The following is a 21424-nucleotide window of genomic DNA, read 5'->3' on the forward strand; positions in this document are numbered from 1 at the left end:
CTATCGATTACACAGTGCATATAAAGGAAGGAGTGATTGCATCGTAGATTCAATCTTAGCAAGGAATTGTTCGTTGGTCATTGCTGAAAACTCCTCTGGTGATATATGAATACCAACTAATAATTCTGCTTTTTTTACAGTAGCTAATCGTTCAATCATCTTTTGTAAGTCTTCGGTTTCAAGTGTTTTATGTAATTTCACATTTGGTTTAGTATGGTCAATGGACCAAACGAAGTCATTTGGAATATTTGTTTTTAAATCATTTAAATGTTCTAAGAAGGCATGAGCCGTCTCAACTTTTTGTGGACACTCATAGATTAAACCAAAGTATATGAAGGCATGAGTACCCCATAAGCCGATTTGGAAATGCGGTAGCATTTTATATCCTCGTTTATTTGTTGAAAAAGCAACCCAAGTATCGTTTGGTGGATTGACTTTGCGGCGTGCGTGTTTTGCAACATGATAAAAAAAGTTCTCATCAGTTTGTTTGGATAAGTATTCTGCAAATTGTTCCCCTAAAGCTTCTAGCTTAGGATGAATGTTCGTTTTAATTGCACTCATTCGTTCTTCGAGACCATCAACTGTAAAGACATCAAAATCAGTTGACTTGAATGTTTGTATTGTCATGATTGTTCCTCCAACTCCTATTTTGCTTTTATTTTAGCATAGCTTGTACTATTCATAAAAAAAACAGCACAAAAAAATTTAAATAAAAAAATATAATTTTGTTGCATAGATGATTTATCCAACATAGTATAGTATAAAACAAAAAATCAGAAAATTGAATTAATTCTAGTCCGAGGGCAGACGAATATTGGGAGGAGGCAAATAATATGAGACAGGTGATTAATGCGTTAAAGAGAACAGATGCTGAAAAGAGAATACCGGTGCTACGTTTGGAGCTAGATTATGAATTAGCAACTTTATATGATGCGATGATGGAAGATGACAAACAGAAAAAAGAAGAGTGTGTACAAAAGTTAGAAGTGTTAAGACTTGAAATGATTCGTTTAGAAGCGTAATAATAGTATATGTATAAAAAATTAGTTGGTGCGAACCTTATAAAGGGTTCGTTTTTTCTGTGAACAGTATAGATCGGAGTGTTTAAACATGCAAGAAGTATGGAAAGACATTGATGCACACGCCAAACGGTGGATTCGGGATGCAGGAGAGCATTTAATGGCATCAATGAAAAAAGCACTTATTATAGAAACAAAATCAAATGCAGCTGACTTAGTTACAAATATGGACCGAGAGATAGAACAGTTTTTAATTGGGAAAATTAAAGAAACATTCCCGAATCATAATATTTTAGGAGAAGAGGGTTATGGAGACGAGATAACGTCTTCTGACGGGGTTGTTTGGTTAATTGATCCAATTGACGGCACGATGAACTTTGTTCATCAAAAAAGAAATTTTGCGATTTCAATTGGGATTTATGAGAACGGTATCGGAAAGATTGGACTTATATATGATCCAGTGCATGATGAACTATATCATGCAGTCAAGGGATATGGAGCTTTTTGTAATGATATATCAATTCCTACACTGAAAAAAGGAACTGTAGAGCAAGGTATTGTAGCTTTAAATGCGATATGGCTTACAGATAATCCATTGCTTAATATGGAAAGTATGATGGCACTTGTTAAGAAAGCAAGAGGCACAAGATCATATGGCTGTGCAGCGTTAGAGATGGTATACGTTGCAACAGGAAGAATAGATGCATATGTAACGCCGAGATTATCACCATGGGATTTTGGCGGAGGAAAGATAATTGTAGAAGAAGTTGGAGGTAAGGTGACGACATTCTCTGGAGCGCCACTTTCTATCATAGAGAAGAGCAGTGTGTTAGTTGCAAAACCAGGAGTGTATGAAGAAGTGTTATCGTTTATATGAGAGCAACAAAAAAAGTAAGAGGCTGTGTATAAGCTTCTTACTTTTTAGCGTTATTGTGATTTGCGCATTTTTCTTTTTGTTACAAAACCGTATCCAACTGTAACAAATGTGCCGATAATGCAAATAATAATACCGATTGGACTATTTTCAGCAATCATAATGCCGATACCGATTAAGAAAATAACACCGATAATTGCAGTTAATAAAAAGCGATATTGAATGTGTTCCATTTCTTCACCCTCCAATCTCATTTTACTTTCACAAAAGTAAGAATACAACTATATTTTCATTCTTGCTTTTATTTTAATTGCTATTGTATCCCCTTCGCTCTTATAATAGAGAAGGATTAAAAAGACATTAGGAGTTGGACATGTTGAAAAAACGACAAGATTTACGTAATATAGCAATTATTGCCCACGTTGACCATGGTAAAACAACACTTGTTGACCAGTTATTACGTCAAGCGGGGACTTTCCGTGCGAACGAACACGTTGAAGAACGCGCAATGGATTCAAATGATCTAGAAAGAGAACGCGGTATTACAATTTTAGCGAAAAATACAGCGATTCACTATGAAGATAAAAGAATTAACATTTTAGATACACCTGGTCACGCTGACTTCGGTGGAGAAGTAGAACGTATCATGAAAATGGTTGATGGTGTTTTACTTGTTGTTGATGCATATGAAGGTTGTATGCCACAAACACGATTTGTTTTAAAGAAAGCTCTTGAGCAAAACTTAACTCCAATCGTAGTTGTAAACAAAATTGACCGTGACTTCGCTCGTCCAGATGAAGTAGTTGATGAAGTAATCGACTTATTCATTGAGCTTGGTGCAAACGAAGATCAATTAGAGTTCCCAGTTGTATTTGCATCAGCAATGAACGGAACAGCAAGCTTAGATTCAAACCCAGCAAATCAAGAAGAGAATATGAAATCATTATTCGATACAATTATCGAACATATTCCAGCACCAATTGATAACAGCGAAGAGCCACTTCAATTCCAAGTAGCACTTCTTGATTACAACGACTACGTTGGACGTATTGGAGTTGGTCGCGTATTCCGCGGTACAATGAAGGTTGGACAACAAGTTGCTTTAATGAAAGTAGACGGAAGTGTGAAGCAATTCCGCGTAACGAAATTATTCGGTTACATGGGATTAAAACGTCAAGAAATTGAAGAAGCAAAAGCAGGGGACTTAGTAGCCGTTTCTGGTATGGAAGACATTAACGTAGGTGAAACAGTATGTCCAGTTGAACATCAAGATGCGTTACCATTATTACGTATTGATGAGCCAACACTACAAATGACGTTCCTTGTAAATAACAGCCCATTTGCAGGTCGTGAAGGTAAATACATTACATCTCGTAAAATTGAAGAGCGTCTTCGTTCACAATTAGAAACAGATGTAAGTTTACGTGTAGATAATACAGATTCTCCTGATGCGTGGATCGTATCTGGACGTGGGGAACTACATTTATCTATCTTAATTGAAAACATGCGTCGTGAAGGTTATGAATTACAAGTATCTAAGCCAGAAGTAATCATTAAAGAAGTTGATGGCGTAAGATGTGAGCCTGTAGAGCGTGTACAAATCGATGTACCTGAAGAATACACTGGTTCTATTATGGAATCTATGGGTGCACGTAAAGGTGAAATGTTAGATATGGTGAATAACGGAAACGGTCAAGTTCGCCTTACTTTCATGGTTCCAGCACGTGGTTTAATTGGTTACACAACAGAATTCTTAACATTAACTCGTGGTTACGGTATTTTAAACCATACATTCGATTGCTACCAACCAGTACACGCTGGACAAGTTGGTGGACGTCGTCAAGGTGTTCTAGTTTCACTTGAAACAGGAAAAGCATCACAATACGGTATTATGCAAGTTGAAGACCGTGGTGTAATCTTCGTTGAACCAGGTACAGAAGTATATGCTGGTATGATTGTAGGAGAACACACTCGTGAGAATGACTTAACAGTTAACGTTGTGAAAATGAAACAACAAACTAACATTCGTTCTGCGACGAAAGATCAAACTTCAACAATGAAGAAACCACGCCTAATGACTTTAGAAGAATCATTAGAGTACTTAAACGATGACGAGTTCTGTGAAGTAACTCCAGAATCAATTCGTCTACGTAAAAAGATTCTTGATAAGAGTGAGCGCGAAAGAGCTGCTAAGAAAAAGAAATCTGTCGAAGCGTAAAAATAAAAAAACAACGCCCTTTATAAAGGGCGTTGTTTTTTTATTTTGTTTATTTTTTAGAATATTTACTCATTTTTGTGGACAGTATTTTTTTTGCGAGTTACTCTTGTATTAAGTGTATAAAGAAAATTGCATTTTACTGCTAGGGGGGAAGAGTGTGTTAGAAAGGATGTCTTTTTTTGCAAAATTGTGTAAGGTAGATGAAAATCCAGAGTTAGGAATGTGGTTACTTTATGGGACGATTATTATATTAAGTGCTCTCGTTTATAATTTAGGGTTTGCTAGAAAGTTGTCTGTACTAAAAAATATTTTGATATACATATCATTAGCAATTGGATGCACAGTATTAACCTTTTTTGCTGTGTTTTTACCTGTTGGAGAAGGACTTGTTGTAGCGGCAATTGTACTTGGAATTTATAGATTGCGTTTGCGTCAAGCGAAACAACAAAAAGCAGGATAAGGAAGGGGAGTTTTCATGCGTTCAGTACAAGATGCACTATATAATTGGTTAACAATTAAAACAGTTGCGGAAGCACGCCCAGATGATAGTGCTGCAAAAGAAACATATTTGTTATTTCAAAATATGATATATGAAGAACATAAATTAAGAAATGTGGAAGTCGAAAAGAACGAGGAAATGTATTTAATTACATATGAAATGAATGGAGAACGGAAATCTGCAAGGTTTCCGTTAGAAGCCATTGATTGTTTTTTGGATCAGATGAATCGTGAACCAGAAAAATATAAATAAGTCCTTATCTATATGAGTAAGGACTTATTTACATTTTACCAATCATCTTCGATTTTTTTATCACGATATAATCGGAAATTACCACTTGCATGACGTTCCATTGTACGCTCTGCAATTCGTTCCGAACATTCCATGCACATATATGTATGAATAGGGCGATTACGCAGTTTTTTTGCCATAGGATTTTCATCATCTAACATATCTTTTTTATCACAAATCATACATTTGACTCTCATTTCGTCACCTCAATACGAATTCTATCAGTATAAGTATATCATGGAAGTATAATGTTTTTGAATAATAGTGGGAAAAAATAATATTTTCGCAATTCAAAAAATAAGTTATGATAAGGATATACCAAGTATGTTTGGAGGTGAAAATATGGCGAATGTAGTAGAGCCTACCTTAACAGAGGATTTAGTACAAACGTTGCGTAAAGAGTGTATTGTTATGATAGCAACGACAGATTTCGAAAAGCAAGTTCCTAACGTAAGTGCTATTTCTTGGGTGTATGCAGTGAGTAAAACTAGTATTCGATTTGCAGTAGATCAACGTTCACGTATTGTGGAAAATATACGGCATAATACAGGTGTGGTATTGACTATAATGGCGAATGAATCCGTATTTTCTATAAGTGGTGCAGGTGAAATTTTGACAGATAGAATGGAAGGTATTTCTCTAAAATTAACTGTAATAGAAGTAAATGTGCAAGAAGTGCGTGATGTTATGTTTTATGGAGCGAAACTTGCAATTGAACCAACATATGAAAAAACATATGATCTTCGGGCAGCGAAAAAGCTGGATAATGAAGTGTTAGTAGGGATAAGAGAATTATAAAGATGCTAAATAGGAAATTCGTTTATTCACTTTTGTAATCGGTTATTGTGATTTAACGTTAATAATTATAATAAAAAGTAATATATTGAATAGAAATGAATAAAGAATAAATAAAAGGTTTAATGACTATGATTTTCGATTCTACCTCGTTTACACGGTACATATAATTATAACAATGGTTCGTCCATATTGTATGGATGAAACCCTTGTTCTACAAATTTAAAAGTGGAGTCAGGGGGTAACAGGTTGGATAAAATTTATGTGTTAGATACGAATGTACTTTTGCAGGATCCTTTATCTATTTTTTCATTTGAAACCAATGAAGTAGTGATTCCAGCAGTTGTATTAGAAGAGGTTGATTCGAAAAAACGTTATATGGATGAAGTAGGACGAAACGCTCGTTATGTATCTAAGTTAATAGATAAATTTCGTGAAATAGGAAAGCTGCATGAAAGTATCCCGCTAGAAAACGGCGGAACATTTCGTATTGAATTGAACCATCGTTCATTTGTTCAACTACAAGATATTTTTGTAGAAAAAACAAATGATAATCGAATTTTAGCTGTAGCAAAAAATCTATCTTTAGAAGAACAGGAAAAAGAGGACGGGAAGTCTGTTATTTTGGTAAGTAAAGATGTACTCGTAAGGGTAAAAGCTGATGCAATTGGTTTGAAGGCTGAAGATTATTTAAGTGATCGCGTAATTGAAGTAGAAAATATATATTCTGGCTTTTTAGAAGGATATATATCAAAAGAACAATTGGATTATTTTTATGAGAAAGGTGAATTGCCTCTATCTGAAATTGCGAATCATCCTTTTTACCCAAATCAGTTTGTAGTGATGAAAGATGCATTAGGGGGCTCTAGTTCTGCTCTTGGCATTGTGGATCACTTAGGTAAGAAGGTAAAGAAACTTATTTTTCACAATGAACAAGTGTGGGGGATACGACCACGAAATGTGCAGCAAATTATGGGATTAGAATTGTTGCTTCGTGAAGATATTCCGCTTGTAACGTTAACGGGGAAAGCCGGCACAGGAAAAACGTTACTTGCGTTAGCTTCGGGACTTATGCAAACAGAAGACTTAGGGTTATATAAAAAATTACTTGTGGCAAGACCAATTGTTCCAGTCGGAAAAGATATCGGTTATTTACCAGGAGAAAAAGAAGAAAAGTTAAGACCATGGATGCAGCCAATTTTTGATAACCTAGAGTATTTATTTAATACGAAAAAGCCAGGAGAGTTAGATGCTATTTTAGCTGGAATGGGTTCGATTGAAGTAGAAGCCCTTACTTATATACGCGGGAGAAGTATTCCAGATCAGTTCATTATCATTGACGAAGCACAAAATTTAACAAAGCATGAAGTGAAAACGATATTAACTAGGGTAGGGGAAAAGAGTAAGATTGTATTGATGGGAGATCCTCAGCAAATTGATCACCCATATTTAGATGAATATAATAATGGCTTAACATATGTTGTAGAGAAGTTTAAAGAACAGCGCATTAGTGGTCATGTGAAGTTTGTTAAAGGGGAGCGATCTAATTTAGCTCAACTAGCAGCAGATTTATTGTAAAAAGGAGTGAGCTTAAGCTCACTCCTTTTCTTTAAATAATTGTAAATTTACGGATGTTACGGATTGGATTTTGTTGATTAGATCCATCATTGAAATAGAGATGAACAGGCCCGTCTTCTTTTAATGGTTTTCCTTCTTTTGAAAAGCCTAGTATAGCATTTTTGACAGTTTCTAATGGAAGTGTCATTGTATGATCTACCGTTTCAATTTTAACTTGCGTAGCGTCCTCTAAAATTTCAGCGTTAGCAAGGAATGGATGAAATGGTATACCAAATGTTCCAGTAATCAGCTGTTCTTTTTTATATTTCTTCACACTTTGTTGTATTGGAGGAAAAGCGGCACCATCACGGATTTCGCGATCCCAATGTTCTGAAGTGTTTTTTAAATAAGTTTCTAGTTCAGACGTGTTTTCTCTAGTTTCATCAAAGTAAGTTGTCAAATCTACTTTTCGATCATCAAAGATCCAAACAGTTGGATCAATAGTGATTGGAAAACGTACTTTTCCGTTAATAAATAAAATTTCGCTCATTGTTGTTCCCCCATTTGTGTTATACTCCCACTTTTCAGTATAATAGTATTAGACACTGTTGTCACAAAAAATGTTTCTATTGCAATTTATTAAAACTATCGCTAATATTAATAGATAGGATAGAGGAGAGTAGGACGGAAACGGAGGGAATCAATTTGGCGTCTGAGACAGTAGCAAATCATCAGGAAAAGGCACTAGCCCTTCTACAAGCGGATGCAGAGAAGATTTTAAGACTTATTAAGGTGCAAATGGACCATCTTACAATGCCGCAATGTCCATTATATGAAGAAGTGTTAGACACACAAATGTTTGGACTATCCCGCGAGGTCGATTTTGCGGTTCGCCTTGGTCTTATTGCAGAAGAACAAGGGAAAGCAATGTTAGGTGAGCTCGAACGTGAGTTATCTGCACTTCATGAAGCATTTACAAACAAACAACAATAACGGGTTCAAATAAGGGGGCTCAAACTAAATTAGTTTGAGCTTTTTATTTGTATAATAAAGCAGGAAGAATCAATGTACATATGGAATACAACAATAATTAAATTGAAACAGAAAGAGGAAATGAAATGAAAAAAGTATGGAAATCAATGGATTATTCATTGTTACTTCCTCTTGTTATTTTATGTGTGCTGGGGGTAATAATGGTATATAGTTCGAGTTCCATTGTTGCGATTTCGAGATTTGATAAACCAGCAAATTTCTTTTTTAAAAGACAATTAATTACTTTAGTTGTTGGGACAATGGTATTAATAATTATTGCTACTATCCCATATAAAGTTTGGAGAAAACGAATTTTTTTGTTGGGGAGTTACGGTGCTAGTGTTGCCTTATTAGCTGCAGCTGCCTTTTTCACTAAGTCAGTAAACGGTGCAAACGGGTGGATATTTGGAATACAGCCTGCAGAATTTGTTAAGATAACAGTTATTCTCGTCTTAGCTCATTTTTTTGCGAAAAGACAAGAAACGAATACACCTGTTTTCAAAGGGTCAGGTCCAGTACTTATTGGTGTTGGAATAATCATGTTTTTAATATTAAAGCAAAATGATTTAGGTACTGATTTGTTAATTGCAGGAACAGTAGGAATTATGTTTCTTTGTTCGGGAGTACAGGTTAACTTATGGATTAAACGAATTGCTTTAACTTCTATAGTATGGATTCCGGCACTATATCTTCTTGGTAATTATGCATTAAATCCATATCAAAAGGCACGTTTTTCTGTTTTCCTTGATCCGTTTAATGATCCTCAAAAGGATGGGTTTCAATTAGTGAATTCATTTATTGGAATCGCTTCTGGAGGGCTTAATGGTAGAGGATTAGGGAATAGTGTACAAAAATATGGTTATTTACCAGAACCGCAAACGGATTTTATAATGGCAATTATATCTGAAGAACTTGGTTTTATAGGTGTAGCTATCATTTTAATCTGTTTATTACTTATTATTATTCGGTCATTTAGAGTTGCGCAAAAGTGTACAGATCCATTTGGAAGTTTAATAGCTATCGGAATTGCAAGCTTGTTTGGAGTTCAAACGTTTATCAATGTCGGTGGTATGTCTGGAGTAATACCACTTACAGGAGTACCATTACCGTTTGTTAGTTACGGCGGAAGTTCTTTATTAGCTAATCTACTTGCAATGGGAATACTACTCAATATTGCTAGTCACGTGAAACGACAAGAGAAACAACAGAATGGTCTAATGAAAGAAAGAGAACAAAATGGACCACATCTTGTAGTTGTAAAATAAAAACACATTGTGCTTTAGAGCATGATGTGTTTTTTATTTTTAAGTAGTTTTAAATATGATGTACTAATTTCTCTTTCAGTTAAAAAGATATATCACATTAACTTAAATGTGATATACAATTAAGTTGTTAGAAAAGGAAGAGGTATGCTATACTATTTTTGTGAAACAAATTGCACAGAAAACTTATCATTTGTTAGAAAATAAGGTATGATGGATAAAAATAAAGTGAAGCTTTCTAAGTATAATATAATGTGGAAAGTGAAGAACTTCACGCTTTTTAAGGTGTGTATATATTTTATCTCTAGAGTGGTAGGAAAGTAGAGGGGGAAAATCATGACAAAGCTGCAACGTATTCAAAAAGTATTGGTAGCTAACCGTGGAGAGATTGCAATTCGTGTGTTTCGAGCTTGTTCGGAACTTGGATTAAAAACAGTTGCAATCTATTCTAAAGAGGATAGTGGTTCTTATCATCGCTATAAAGCCGATGAGTCCTATTTAGTTGGGGAAGGAAAAAAACCAATTGATGCTTATCTAGATATTGAAGGCATTATTGAGATTGCAAAAAGTAATCATGTAGATGCAATCCACCCTGGATATGGTTTCTTGTCAGAAAATATTCAATTCGCTAAACGTTGTGAAGAAGAAGGAATTATCTTTATCGGTCCGAAAAGTAAGCATTTAGATATGTTTGGAGATAAAGTGAAAGCAAGAACACAAGCGCAGCTAGCACAAATTCCAGTTATACCTGGTAGTGATGGTCCAGTAAATTCATTAGAAGAAGTCGAAAAATTTGCTGAAAAGTATGATTACCCGATTATTATTAAAGCATCCCTTGGGGGTGGCGGTCGTGGTATGCGTATTGTGCGTACTAGTGAGGAATTAGGAGAATCATATAATCGAGCGAAATCAGAAGCGAAAGCAGCTTTTGGTAATGATGAAGTTTACGTCGAAAAATTCGTTGAAAAACCTAAACATATAGAAGTACAAATTTTAGCAGATGAAGAAGGCAATGTTGTTCATTTATACGAGCGTGACTGTTCTGTACAACGTCGTCATCAAAAAGTTGTAGAAATTGCACCGAGTGTATCACTTTCAGATGATCTGCGTCAGCGTATTTGTGATGCTGCTGTGAAGTTAACGAAAAATGTAAACTATTTAAATGCAGGAACAGTAGAATTCCTTGTAAAAGATGATGAGTTTTACTTTATTGAAGTAAATCCACGTGTTCAAGTAGAACATACGATTACAGAAATGATTACGGGAGTAGATATTGTTCAATCACAAATTTTAATAGCGGATGGACATTCATTACATAGCAAAATGGTAGGTGTTCCGAAGCAAGAGGAAGTAGTTGTACATGGATTTGCAATTCAATCTCGTGTAACAACTGAAGATCCGCTAAATAATTTTATGCCGGATACAGGAAAAATTATGGCGTATCGATCAGGTGGTGGTTTTGGTGTGCGTCTTGATACAGGGAATAGCTTCCAAGGTGCAGTTATTACACCGTACTACGATTCTTTACTTGTAAAAGTTACAACTTGGGCACTTACTTTTGAGCAAGCTGCTGCAAAAATGGAACGTAACTTAAAAGAATTCCGTATTCGTGGTATTAAAACAAATATTCCATTCCTAGAGAATGTAGTAAAGCATAAAAACTTCTTATCAGGAGAATATGATACTTCATTTATCGATGCGTCACCTGAATTGTTCTTGTTCCCGAAACGTAAAGACCGTGGAACGAAAATGTTAAATTACATTGGTACAGTAACAGTAAATGGTTTCCCAGGAGTAGGGAAAAAAGAAAAACCAATATTCCCAGATGCTCGTATTCCATGTTTAAAACATTCAGAGCCAATCCAAAATGGAACGAAACAAATTTTGGACGAGCGTGGAGCGGACGGATTAGTAAAATGGGTACAGGATCAAAAACGTGTACTTTTAACGGATACAACATTCCGTGATGCACACCAGTCATTACTTGCAACTCGTATTCGTACAAAAGATTTACATCAAATTGCGGAGCCAACAGCGAGAATGTTACCGAACCTATTCTCAGCGGAAATGTGGGGCGGTGCAACGTTTGATGTTGCGTATCGTTTCTTAAAAGAAGATCCATGGGAACGATTACTAGATCTTCGTGAAAAAATGCCGAACGTGTTATTCCAAATGTTACTTCGTTCTTCAAACGCAGTTGGATACAAAAACTATCCAGATAATTTAATTCAAAAATTTGTGGAATGTTCTGCTCAAGCAGGCATTGATGTATTCCGTATTTTTGATAGTTTAAACTGGGTGGAAGGCATGAGAGTTGCAATTGACGCTGTACGAGACACTGGTAAAATTGCAGAAGCAACAATGTGCTACACAGGGGATATTCATGATCCACTGCGTAGTAAATATGATTTAAATTATTATAAAAATTTAGCAAAAGAGTTAGAAGCATCAGGAGCTCACATTTTAGGTATTAAAGATATGGCGGGCTTACTAAAACCAAATGCAGCATATGATTTAGTTTCTGCATTAAAAGAGACAGTGTCGATTCCAATTCATCTGCACACGCACGATACGAGTGGAAATGGTATATTAACGTATACGAAGGCAATTGAAGCAGGTGTTGATATCGTCGATGTAGCAGTGAGTTCTATGGCTGGTCAAACGTCACAACCAAGTGCGAACACGCTATACTATGCGTTAGGCGGAAACGAAAGACAACCAGATGTTAATATAGATTCTTTAGAAAAACTATCTCACTATTGGGAAGATGTACGCAAATACTATGCACCGTTTGAAAGTGGTATGAATGCGCCTCATACAGAGGTATATATGCATGAAATGCCGGGTGGGCAGTATAGTAATCTTCAGCAACAAGCGAAGGCGGTTGGTTTAGGAGATCGCTTCGATGAAGTGAAAGTAATGTACCGCCGTGTGAATGACATGTTTGGAGATATTGTAAAAGTAACACCATCATCAAAAGTTGTTGGTGATATGGCATTATTTATGGTTCAAAACCATCTGACAGAACAAGATGTTTTAGAGCGTGGACATGCGATGGACTTCCCAGGATCTGTTGTTGAAATGTTCTCTGGTGATTTAGGTCAACCGTACGGTGGTTTCCCGAAAGAATTACAAAAGATTATTTTAAAAGGGAAAGAGCCATTAACAGTAAGACCAGGTGAATTACTAGAGCCAGTAGATTTCGAAGCGTTAAAAGAAGAATTATTCCATAAACTTGGACGCGAAGTAACGATTTTTGATGTAGTGGCATATGCTTTATATCCAAAAGTATTTATGGATTATGAAAAAGTTGCTGAGCTTTATGGAAATGTATCTGTACTTGATACACCGACGTTCTTCTATGGTATGAGACTAGGTGAAGAAATTGATGTAGAAATTGAACAGGGTAAAACATTGATGGTTAAACTAGTATCAATTGGAGAACCTCAGCCGGATGGAAACCGCGTTCTTTACTTGGAATTTAACGGTCAACCACGTGAAATTATCGTGAAAGACGAGAGTGTAAAAGCAACAGTTGCACAACGTGTGAAAGGAAACCGTGAGAATCCAAATCATATTAGTGCAACGATGCCAGGAACGGTAATTAAAGTAGTTGTAAAAGAAGGCGACGAAGTGAAAAAAGGCGATTCTATGGCAATTACAGAAGCGATGAAAATGGAAACGACAGTTCAAGCGCCGTTCAATGGTAAAGTAAAGAAAGTATATGTTAACGATGGTGATGCGATTCAAACGGGTGATTTACTTATTGAATTAGATCACTAAAATAAGAAAAGAGCTGTGTAAATACAGCTCTTTTTTATTGCAAAAAATCCCTTGCCGAATTGGCAAGGGATTTTAGTTTTAAATTATTTTGTTTGTTTAGAAGTTGATTCGGCTTCTTTGGCATTCACTTTACTTCTTGTTCCTAACATAACTAAATAGCATAGTACGGCAAACAAGCAAGAAATGAATAGAGAATGTAACAATGCCATCGCTAAACTAGCGTTTGTAAATACAACTAAAACTCCTACTACAGCTTGAAGTGTAACAAGGATAAATGAAATGATCCATCCCCAATATACTACAGGTTGCTGCTTGTAATGGCGAATAGCGAGAATCATGGCGTATAGTATCCAAGCGAAAATTAACATCGCTGCAACCCTATGGCCCATTTGAACCCATTCATGTAGTTGAGTTGGCATAGGTCTGTTTTTGCTACATAAAGGAAAGTCTGGACAGGCTAAGCTAGCTCGTTCGTGACGTACTAAAGCACCTGTGTAGACGACGATATAACTGTAAATTGTTACACCATAAATATGAAATTTCATTTTTTTGTCCATAATAAGTGAACGTGCATCAAATTTTTGGTCAATTTCAAAGATAAGACACGTTAATAAAATGACAGAAGCAAATGAAATTAAGGAAATACCGAAATGGATAGCAAGTACAGCTGGCATTTGTCCCCAAACAACTGCTGCTGCTCCCATTAATGCTTGTGCAACTAAAAATACGAAGGATAAAATTGCTAACGTTTTTGTTTCACGCACATGTTTATAATATTTCCAGGACAAAATACAAAGTAGAGTGACAAGAATTCCAGCTGATCCTGATGTTAATCGGTGGCTAAGTTCAATAATAGTTTCCATTGATAAATTAGATGGAACAAATTCACCGTTACAAAGTGGCCATGATTTACCACAACCTTGACCAGAACCTGTTTTTGTAACTAAAGCGCCTCCTAATAAAACTATTAATAAATCAAGGCTTGTAATGACTGCTAACCATTTAATAAAGCGTTGCAATCTCTTTCACCATCTTTCTGCTATGAAGTTATTGCGAAATATTTTCATTCCATTATGTATAGAATAAAACGCGCTAGTTCCTATGATATATAAAAAATAATAAAATAGCAAAGAAATGGAGGGGGAAGGAAAGGGAGAGAAAATAGGTGTAAAAACAGGGTTCGCAAGGAAAATTTTGGGTGAAAAATAGGCTATTTTGAAAAGAAATGGGGAGAATACGTGTTAAATAGGACAAAATAGTTTATTATAGAAGGTAACATCATGTTATGATAAGGACAAGTCAGAATGAAGTTTTTTATATTCGACACAAAAAGTTCATGTTTTCTTCACAAAATGTTCGGGAAATATGATTTAATATATTGGAGTATGGGCGTAGATTAGTAGTAGAATGGGTTAACAATGTTTCTACTGTAATAATATTGCTATATAGAAGCGAATTATTTCATTTGAAATAGGCGCAAAAAGAAAGATGAAAGTTTTAAGAGGGGGTTAGAGTGATGAACCATGCAACAAGTGAGCTGCATGATGAGTCCGCTGTTACAAGTGTACCGGAAACAACTCGGTTACAAGATTTAAAAGCACTCGTTAAAATGGGGATTGTAAACTCAAATACACTTACTGTATTTACAGGATTTTGGTTGGCATTACACTTTAATGGATTAAGTGTAATGGATAATCTGGATAAGTTATTCTTTACAATCGTTGGTTCAGGATTAATTATGGCAGGGGTATGTTGTTTAAACAACTACATTGATCGAGACATCGATCCATTAATGGAAAGAACAAAGACCCGTCCAACGGTTACTGGAAAGTATAAACCAGGATTTGCACTTACATTTGGACTAGTCATATTACTTCTTGGTTTTGTATTTTTATTATTAACAACACCAATGGCAGTCTTAATGGGATTTATTGGTGCTTTCACATATGTTGTTCTATATAGTTTATGGACAAAGAGAAAGTATACACTAAATACTGTTGTAGGTAGTATATCTGGTGCAGTTCCTCCTTTAATTGGATGGGCAGCAATCGATCCATCTTTAGGCCATCCAATTGCTTGGATGTTATTTTTAATTATGTTTATTTGGCAAATCCCACATTTCCTTGCATTAGCAATGAAACGTGTTGATGAATATCGAAATGCAGGAATTCCAATGCTTCCTGTAGTTCATGGATTTGAAATTACGAAACGCCAAATTATGATTTGGACAGTATGTTTATTACCACTACCATTTTATATGAGTGGACTAGGGATAACATTTATGGTAATTGCAACACTGCTTAACATCGGATGGATCGTTTTAGGATTTTATGGCTTCCGTAAGAAAGATGACATCAAATGGTCCGTGCAAATGTTTGTTTATTCCCTAAATTATTTAACAATCTTATTTGTATCAATGATTGTAGTTACATTCTTCTAAGACAACGACATAATTGGATTTCTTTACGTTGAGATTTACTTTACTTAACTATAAAGTACAATCTAATTCACAAGGAAAGTGGGGGTTGTTTGTATGAAGAAACAGTGGCGACTGCTTTCGTTCGTTTCACTGCTGGCTTTACTGTTAGGGGGATGCGGTAAAGCCTTTCAATCTACTTTAATTCCGCAAGGAGAAGTAGCAAAAATGCAATATGATTTACTTCTACTGGCGAGTGCAATCATGGTAGGAGTAGTACTAGTAGTTACTATTATTTTCTTATATGTAATTGTGCGTTTCCGACAAAAGAAAGGTCAGGAAGATTATATTCCAGAGCAAGTTGAAGGGAATCACAAGCTAGAAATTATATGGACAGTTATTCCGATTATTCTTTTACTAATCTTAGCTGTTCCAACAGTTACATATACATTCAAACTTGCTGATGTAAGTGCGATGGAGAAAAAGAATATTGATAAAGATACTATCGTTGTTGATGTAACAGCGAATCTTTATTGGTGGGAATTTTCTTATAAATCAGAAAAGATAGTAACTTCGCAAGATTTGGTCATCCCCACAGGTAAGAAAGTGTATTTAAATTTGAAGGGTGCCGATATTAAACACTCATTTTGGGTTCCATCTTTAGCAGGGAAAATGGATACAAATACAGACAATGTGAACAAAATGTGGTTAAAGGCAGATAAATCGGGCACTTATAATGGTTTTTGTACAGAATTTTGCGGCCCATCACATTCTTTAATGCAATTTAAAGTGAAAGCTTTAGATGAAAGCGAGTACAAAAAATGGCTTGCTGATATGAAGAAGATTGATGGGAAGAAAGAAGTAGCTTCAACAAAGGCGCAAGAGGGCCAAGAAATATTTAATAAAAGCTGTATTGGTTGTCACGCAGTTGGATCTAATGATAGTAGACCACCTTCCGCTCGTATCGCACCAAACTTAGCAAACTTTGCGGATCGCGATATGGTTGCCGGTATTGCCGAAAACAATGAAGAAAACTTAAAAAAATGGCTGAAAGATCCTGAAAATATGAAGCCAGGAAACAAAATGACTGGCAAATATGGCAACTTAACGGATGATCAAATTGATGCATTAAATGCATACTTACAAACGTTAAAAGTTGAAAAGTAAAGAGGGACTATTCGCGAAGGGGAGGTTGAAAACGTGAGTTCTGTAGCAAAAAAACAGGGGATGGGTGCTGTCATATGGGATTATTTAACGACAGTAGACCATAAAAAGATTGCCATTCTCTATTTAATTGCAGGTGGATTGTTTTTTGTAATAGGCGGAATAGAAGCTCTATTTATTCGCCTTCAATTAGCGATTCCTAACAACGCTTTTCTTGTTGGGGATGCTTATAATCAAGTATTAACGATGCACGGTACAACAATGATTTTCCTCGCAGCTATGCCACTCGTGTTTGCATTTATGAACGCCGCTGTACCACTTCAAATTGGTGCACGTGATGTAGCGTTCCCGTTTTTGAATTCACTCGGATTTTGGTTATTTTTCTTTGGTGGAGTATTTTTAAATTTAAGTTGGTTTTTAGGTGGAGCACCTGATGCAGGATGGACATCTTATGCATCTTTAGCTTTAGCCTCTAAAGGTCATGGTGTTGATTTCTATGTACTAGGCTTGCAAATCTCAGGTATTGGTACACTAATTGGAGGAATTAACTTCCTTGTAACCATTATTAATATGCGCGCTCCAGGAATGACGTATATGCGTATGCCGATGTTTACATGGACAACATTTGTAACATCTTCGCTTATATTATTCGCTTTTCCGCCGTTAACTGTAGGATTAGGACTTTTAATGTTAGATCGTTTATTTGGAACAAGTTTCTTTAATCCGGCATTGGGCGGGAATACAATTATATGGGAGCATTTATTCTGGATTTTCGGTCATCCAGAAGTATACATTCTTATACTCCCAGCTTTCGGAATATTCTCAGAAATCTTCGCAACATTTTCGAAAAAACGATTGTTTGGTTATTCATCGATGGTGTTTGCGACTGTATTAATTGGATTTTTAGGATTTATGGTATGGGCGCACCATATGTTTACTGTTGGACTTGGTCCAGTTGCTAATGCTATTTTCTCAGTTGCAACAATGGCGATTGCGGTTCCGACTGGTATCAAAATATTCAACTGGCTCTTTACAATGTGGGGCGGAAGTATTCGTTTTACGACACCAATGATGTGGGCAGTAGCTTTCATTCCATCATTCGTAATGGGTGGAGTTACAGGGGTTATGCTAGCATCTGCACCAGCTGATTATCAATTTCATGATAACTATTTCGTAGTAGCACATTTTCATTATGTAATCGTTGGCGGTGTTGTATTTGGTTTACTTGCAGGAGCTCATTATTATTGGCCACTGATGTTTAATAAAGTATTAAATGAAACATTAGGAAAGATAACGTTTTGGCTATTCTTTATCGGCTTCCATTTAACTTTCTTTATTCAGCATTTCCTTGGCTTGATTGGTATGCCACGCCGTTACTACACATATCTTGAAGGGCAAGGGTTGGAAATGGGGAATATGATTAGTTCCATCGGAGCGGTGTTTATGGCTCTTGGAACGATTGTTCTTCTATTCAATGTAATTAAAACGACAGTATCAAAAGAAAAAGCTGGTCGTGATCCGTGGGATGCACGTACATTAGAATGGACAATGCCAGCACCGACACCAGAATATAACTTTAAACAATTACCATTTGTTCGCGGATTAGATCCGTTTTGGATTGAAAAACGTGAAGGTAATAAAGAAATGACAGCAGCGGAACCAGTTGGTGATATTCATATGCCAAATCCTTCGTTTTCACCATTTGTCATTTCTTTCGGATTGTTTATAGCGGCATTTGGTGCGATGTATATGCAGGGCGGAAAAGATAAGTTCTGGTTATTAGTAGCAATTATTGGTTTAATCATTACATTTGGCACAATGTTCCTACGTTCAGTAATTGATGATCATGGGTATCATATTCATAAAGAAGATTTAGAGGATAAGGGGGGCAAGGCATAATGCATGTAGATGAAAAATTAACGAATGAAACATTTCCAGCAGAGCCTGAAAAAGCAACCCTTGAAGGGAAAAATAAGTTTGTCGGTTTTTGGTTATTTCTTGGAGGCGAAACAGTGTTGTTCGCTTCCTTATTCGGAACATATTTAGCGTTAAAGAATTCTACAAATGGTGGACCAACATCTCAAGAGATGTTCCAAATGCCACTCGTTTTCATTATGACGATGCTTTTATTAACGAGTAGCTTAACGAGTGTATATGCGATGTATCACATGAAAAACTTTAACTTTAAGAAAATGCAGCTTTGGTTACTAGTAACAGTATTGCTAGGTTTAGGGTTTTTAGGATTTGAGATATATGAGTTTTATCATTATACACATGAATTTAAGCATACTATGAGAAGTAGTGCCTTTGGCTCTGCGTTTTATGCTCTTGTTGGTACACATGGACTCCACGTATTGTTTGGGTTATGTTGGATTTTAACATTAATCTTTAGAAATGCGAAGAGAGGTCTAAATTTATACAATGCACCGAAGTTTTATGTTGCATCGATTTATTGGCACTTTATTGACGTAGTTTGGGTGTTTATTTTCACTGTAGTATATTTAATGGGAATGGTGGGATAAACAATGGCGATAAAGCAAACGAATAATCCTAAAGTTGATCTTGTTTATCGGAAGAGAAAAAGTGCGGAGGAAATGAGGCATCAAGTTATTACGTTTGCATTAATGATTTTTTTAACATTAGTTGCATTTGTAGCAGTGGCGTATCCAAAAACTTTTAGTCCGATTTTCTCTGTACCGTTTATTTTACTATTAGCAGTGGTACAAGTAATTTTTCAATTGTATTATTTTATGCATATGAGTCATAAAGGACATGAAGCAGCAAGTTTCTTTCTTTACTCTGGTCTGCTAATAGGGTTAATTACAATTTTAGCTTTTATGACAATCGTGTGGATTTGAAAAGTGAAAAATAAGGGAGCTTGTGTTGTCACAGCTCCCTCTTCATATTATGAGATAACCTTACGAAGGCAGGTGTGAAAATGAGTAACTTGTGGATATTTGGTTTTCAGGCTTTATGGAGTCCAATCTTTTTATTATTTATGCTTTCGATTCTTATTGGGTACTTCTTAATTATTGGACCATATAGAATGCGATTTGAAAATGCGACGAAGGTAAGTAAGAAGCAAATTTTTTATTTTACGACTGGTATTGTTCTTTTGTATTTTGTAAAGGGAGGGCCTATTGATTTAATTGGCCATATTATATTTAGTGCTCATATGTTTGAAATGGCAGTCATGTATATTGCAGTTCCACCGTTACTGTTGCTTGGTATACCAATTTGGTTATATCGTTACATTACTTCTTTTAAGTTCGTTCAAATTATATTAAAGGCATTTGCTAAACCACTTATTGCGTTGTTTGTATTTAACGGCCTGTTTTCTTTTTATCATTTACCAGTTGTTTTTGATACAGTAAAACAAAGTCAAATAGCTCATCCTATTTGTCTCGCTATATTGTTTTTTACAGCAATCATGATGTGGTGGCCGATGTTAAATCCATTACCAGAATATCAAACGTTAAGTGATATAAAGAAACTTGGTTATATGTTTGCTAACGGCATATTATTAACGCCTGCATGTGCGTTAATCATTTTTGCGACAGCCCCGTTATTTGCAACGTATACGGATCCGGCTGCTTGGATGAAAGCGATGGAACTATGTGTACCAGCGGGCACTTTATCAGATTTAAATATAACGGGACCAGAATTTTTGCACTGGATGCCAGTCGTACAAGATCAGCAAACTGGTGGTATCATAATGAAAATTGTCCAGGAAATAGTGTACGGTACAATTATAGGTTATGTATTCTTTAGATGGGCACGTAGAGAACGTGAAAAGGATAAGGAGCAGTTGCAACAATTGCCGCCGTATTTACAGATTAAGTAAAAAAGTGTATGGGATTCCATGCGCTTTTTCTTTTTTAGTTACCTTAAAAAGATTGAATTTTCTAACTTTTTATGTTAAGTTAGTGTAGGCGTGTACTAAAAGTGGAGATAAAATTTACTACTAGCTTTCATGCGTAATAATTCCATATGTAGTGCAAGTTTTTTAGAGAGTTACAAATATATATTGTTATCTTTAATAAACACGAACTATTTTAAGGGGGAGTTTAAATGGGTAGTAGTGGAAGTATGGTAAAGCCGATTAGTGGTTTTTTGACAGCACTAATTCAATATCCAGTACCAGTAGTAGAATCGCGTACAGACATTGATAAACAAATTCAACAAATCATAAAAACAATTCATTCGACCAAATCAGGTTACCCTGGTTTAGAATTGATAGTATTTCCTGAATATAGTACACAAGGGCTCAATACAAAAAAATGGACTACAGAAGAATTTTTATGCACAGTGCCTGGGCCAGAAACAGACTTATTTGCTGAGGCATGTAAAGAATCTAAAGTATATGGTGTTTTTTCAATAATGGAGAAAAATCCTGATGGTGGAGAGCCGTATAATACAGCAGTTATTATTGATCCACAAGGTGGTGCGACACGTTCCTAAGTGAAAAGCTTAGGCATTGTCGAACTTACAGTTCAACAGTGAACTGTCATTCC

Annotated in this window: 21 protein-coding genes and 1 pseudogene; 17 read left to right on the forward strand and 5 right to left on the reverse strand. The window is 35.8% G+C overall.

The window, feature by feature from the left end:
* On the reverse strand, positions 1-627 hold the full coding sequence (locus QO049_RS10245) for a YktB family protein (RefSeq protein WP_284489268.1): 627 nt from the start codon (positions 625-627) through the stop codon (positions 1-3).
* 206 nt (positions 628-833) lie between these two features.
* Between QO049_RS10245 and QO049_RS10250 the strand changes: the two genes are divergently transcribed.
* Positions 834-1022, forward strand: coding sequence for a hypothetical protein (locus QO049_RS10250; protein WP_001250164.1), 189 nt, complete (start codon positions 834-836; stop codon positions 1020-1022).
* A gap of 88 nt (positions 1023-1110) precedes the next feature.
* Positions 1111-1896, forward strand: coding sequence for an inositol monophosphatase family protein (locus tag QO049_RS10255; protein WP_001158705.1), 786 nt, complete (start codon positions 1111-1113; stop codon positions 1894-1896).
* A 50-nt stretch (positions 1897-1946) separates the two neighbouring features.
* Here the strand turns inward: QO049_RS10255 and QO049_RS10260 are convergent, their stop codons facing one another.
* Positions 1947-2126, reverse strand: a complete 180-nt coding sequence (locus tag QO049_RS10260; protein WP_000400127.1) for a DUF5325 family protein — start codon at positions 2124-2126, stop codon at positions 1947-1949.
* 140 nt (positions 2127-2266) lie between these two features.
* Between QO049_RS10260 and typA the strand changes: the two genes are divergently transcribed.
* From typA to QO049_RS10275, 3 genes are all read left to right on the forward strand, one after another.
* Positions 2267-4111, forward strand: coding sequence for a translational GTPase TypA (typA, locus tag QO049_RS10265; protein ID WP_000914762.1), 1845 nt, complete (start codon positions 2267-2269; stop codon positions 4109-4111).
* Positions 4112-4268: 157 nt separating this feature from the next.
* Entirely contained in the window at positions 4269-4571 is a 303-nt protein-coding gene (locus QO049_RS10270; RefSeq protein WP_246961059.1) for a YlaH-like family protein, read from the forward strand.
* A 15-nt stretch (positions 4572-4586) separates the two neighbouring features.
* Positions 4587-4862 carry a hypothetical protein gene (locus QO049_RS10275; protein ID WP_001258147.1) on the forward strand — a complete coding sequence of 92 codons (276 nt, stop codon included), beginning with the start codon at positions 4587-4589 and terminating at the stop codon, positions 4860-4862.
* A gap of 35 nt (positions 4863-4897) precedes the next feature.
* On the opposite strand, the gene QO049_RS10280 is transcribed toward QO049_RS10275, so the two are convergent.
* Positions 4898-5098, reverse strand: coding sequence for a YlaI family protein (locus QO049_RS10280; protein WP_002082250.1), 201 nt, complete (start codon positions 5096-5098; stop codon positions 4898-4900).
* A gap of 145 nt (positions 5099-5243) precedes the next feature.
* On the opposite strand from QO049_RS10280, the gene QO049_RS10285 reads away from it, so the two are divergent.
* On the forward strand, positions 5244-5699 hold the full coding sequence (locus tag QO049_RS10285) for a pyridoxamine 5'-phosphate oxidase family protein (RefSeq protein ID WP_000024597.1): 456 nt from the start codon (positions 5244-5246) through the stop codon (positions 5697-5699).
* A gap of 246 nt (positions 5700-5945) precedes the next feature.
* Positions 5946-7274: a PhoH family protein gene (locus tag QO049_RS10290; protein WP_000358083.1), complete on the forward strand. Its 1329-nt coding sequence runs from the start codon at positions 5946-5948 to the stop codon at positions 7272-7274.
* A gap of 31 nt (positions 7275-7305) precedes the next feature.
* Here QO049_RS10290 and QO049_RS10295 read toward each other — a convergent pair whose 3' ends face one another.
* Complete coding sequence (locus tag QO049_RS10295; protein WP_001289811.1) at positions 7306-7803, reverse strand: molybdopterin-binding protein; 498 nt, start codon at positions 7801-7803, stop codon at positions 7306-7308.
* A 155-nt stretch (positions 7804-7958) separates the two neighbouring features.
* Between QO049_RS10295 and QO049_RS10300 the strand changes: the two genes are divergently transcribed.
* The 3 genes from QO049_RS10300 (at position 7959) to pyc (ending at position 13330) form a co-directional block, all read left to right on the forward strand.
* Positions 7959-8246: an Fpa/YlaN family protein gene (locus tag QO049_RS10300; protein ID WP_000135694.1), complete on the forward strand. Its 288-nt coding sequence runs from the start codon at positions 7959-7961 to the stop codon at positions 8244-8246.
* A 125-nt stretch (positions 8247-8371) separates the two neighbouring features.
* A complete protein-coding gene (locus tag QO049_RS10305) occupies positions 8372-9550 on the forward strand; it encodes an FtsW/RodA/SpoVE family cell cycle protein (RefSeq protein WP_000758406.1) in 1179 nt (392 codons plus the stop codon).
* A 333-nt stretch (positions 9551-9883) separates the two neighbouring features.
* Positions 9884-13330 carry a pyruvate carboxylase gene (gene pyc, locus QO049_RS10310; RefSeq protein ID WP_000164087.1) on the forward strand — a complete coding sequence of 1149 codons (3447 nt, stop codon included), beginning with the start codon at positions 9884-9886 and terminating at the stop codon, positions 13328-13330.
* 83 nt (positions 13331-13413) lie between these two features.
* On the opposite strand, the gene ctaA is transcribed toward pyc, so the two are convergent.
* On the reverse strand, positions 13414-14349 hold the full coding sequence (gene ctaA, locus QO049_RS10315; protein ID WP_001188744.1) for a heme A synthase: 936 nt from the start codon (positions 14347-14349) through the stop codon (positions 13414-13416).
* Positions 14350-14846: 497 nt separating this feature from the next.
* On the opposite strand from ctaA, the gene ctaB reads away from it, so the two are divergent.
* From ctaB to QO049_RS10350, 7 genes and pseudogenes are all read left to right on the forward strand, one after another.
* The gene (gene ctaB / locus QO049_RS10320; RefSeq protein WP_001015056.1) at positions 14847-15770 is read left to right on the forward strand and encodes a protoheme IX farnesyltransferase; all 924 of its coding nucleotides are present in this window, start codon (positions 14847-14849) and stop codon (positions 15768-15770) included.
* 93 nt (positions 15771-15863) lie between these two features.
* A complete protein-coding gene (coxB, locus tag QO049_RS10325) occupies positions 15864-16913 on the forward strand; it encodes a cytochrome c oxidase subunit II (RefSeq protein ID WP_000745268.1) in 1050 nt (349 codons plus the stop codon).
* A 60-nt stretch (positions 16914-16973) separates the two neighbouring features.
* Positions 16974-18809, forward strand: a complete 1836-nt coding sequence (gene ctaD / locus QO049_RS10330; RefSeq protein ID WP_153578907.1) for a cytochrome c oxidase subunit I — start codon at positions 16974-16976, stop codon at positions 18807-18809.
* Complete coding sequence (gene ctaE / locus QO049_RS10335) at positions 18809-19432, forward strand: cytochrome c oxidase subunit III (RefSeq protein WP_000557861.1); 624 nt, start codon at positions 18809-18811, stop codon at positions 19430-19432. The genes ctaD and ctaE overlap by 1 nt, the downstream gene beginning before the upstream one ends.
* Positions 19433-19435: 3 nt before the next feature.
* Entirely contained in the window at positions 19436-19768 is a 333-nt protein-coding gene (ctaF, locus tag QO049_RS10340; protein ID WP_000985706.1) for a cytochrome c oxidase subunit IVB, read from the forward strand.
* An 80-nt stretch (positions 19769-19848) separates the two neighbouring features.
* Positions 19849-20754: a cytochrome c oxidase assembly factor CtaG gene (ctaG, locus tag QO049_RS10345; RefSeq protein ID WP_000069022.1), complete on the forward strand. Its 906-nt coding sequence runs from the start codon at positions 19849-19851 to the stop codon at positions 20752-20754.
* A 227-nt stretch (positions 20755-20981) separates the two neighbouring features.
* A pseudogene (locus QO049_RS10350) lies at positions 20982-21353 on the forward strand (nitrilase-related carbon-nitrogen hydrolase); the annotation flags it as partial.
* Between the last annotated feature and the right edge of the window lie 71 nt (positions 21354-21424).

This window comes from Bacillus sp. RB3, assembly GCF_030164735.1.
Lineage (GTDB): Bacteria > Bacillota > Bacilli > Bacillales > Bacillaceae_G > Bacillus_A > Bacillus_A cereus.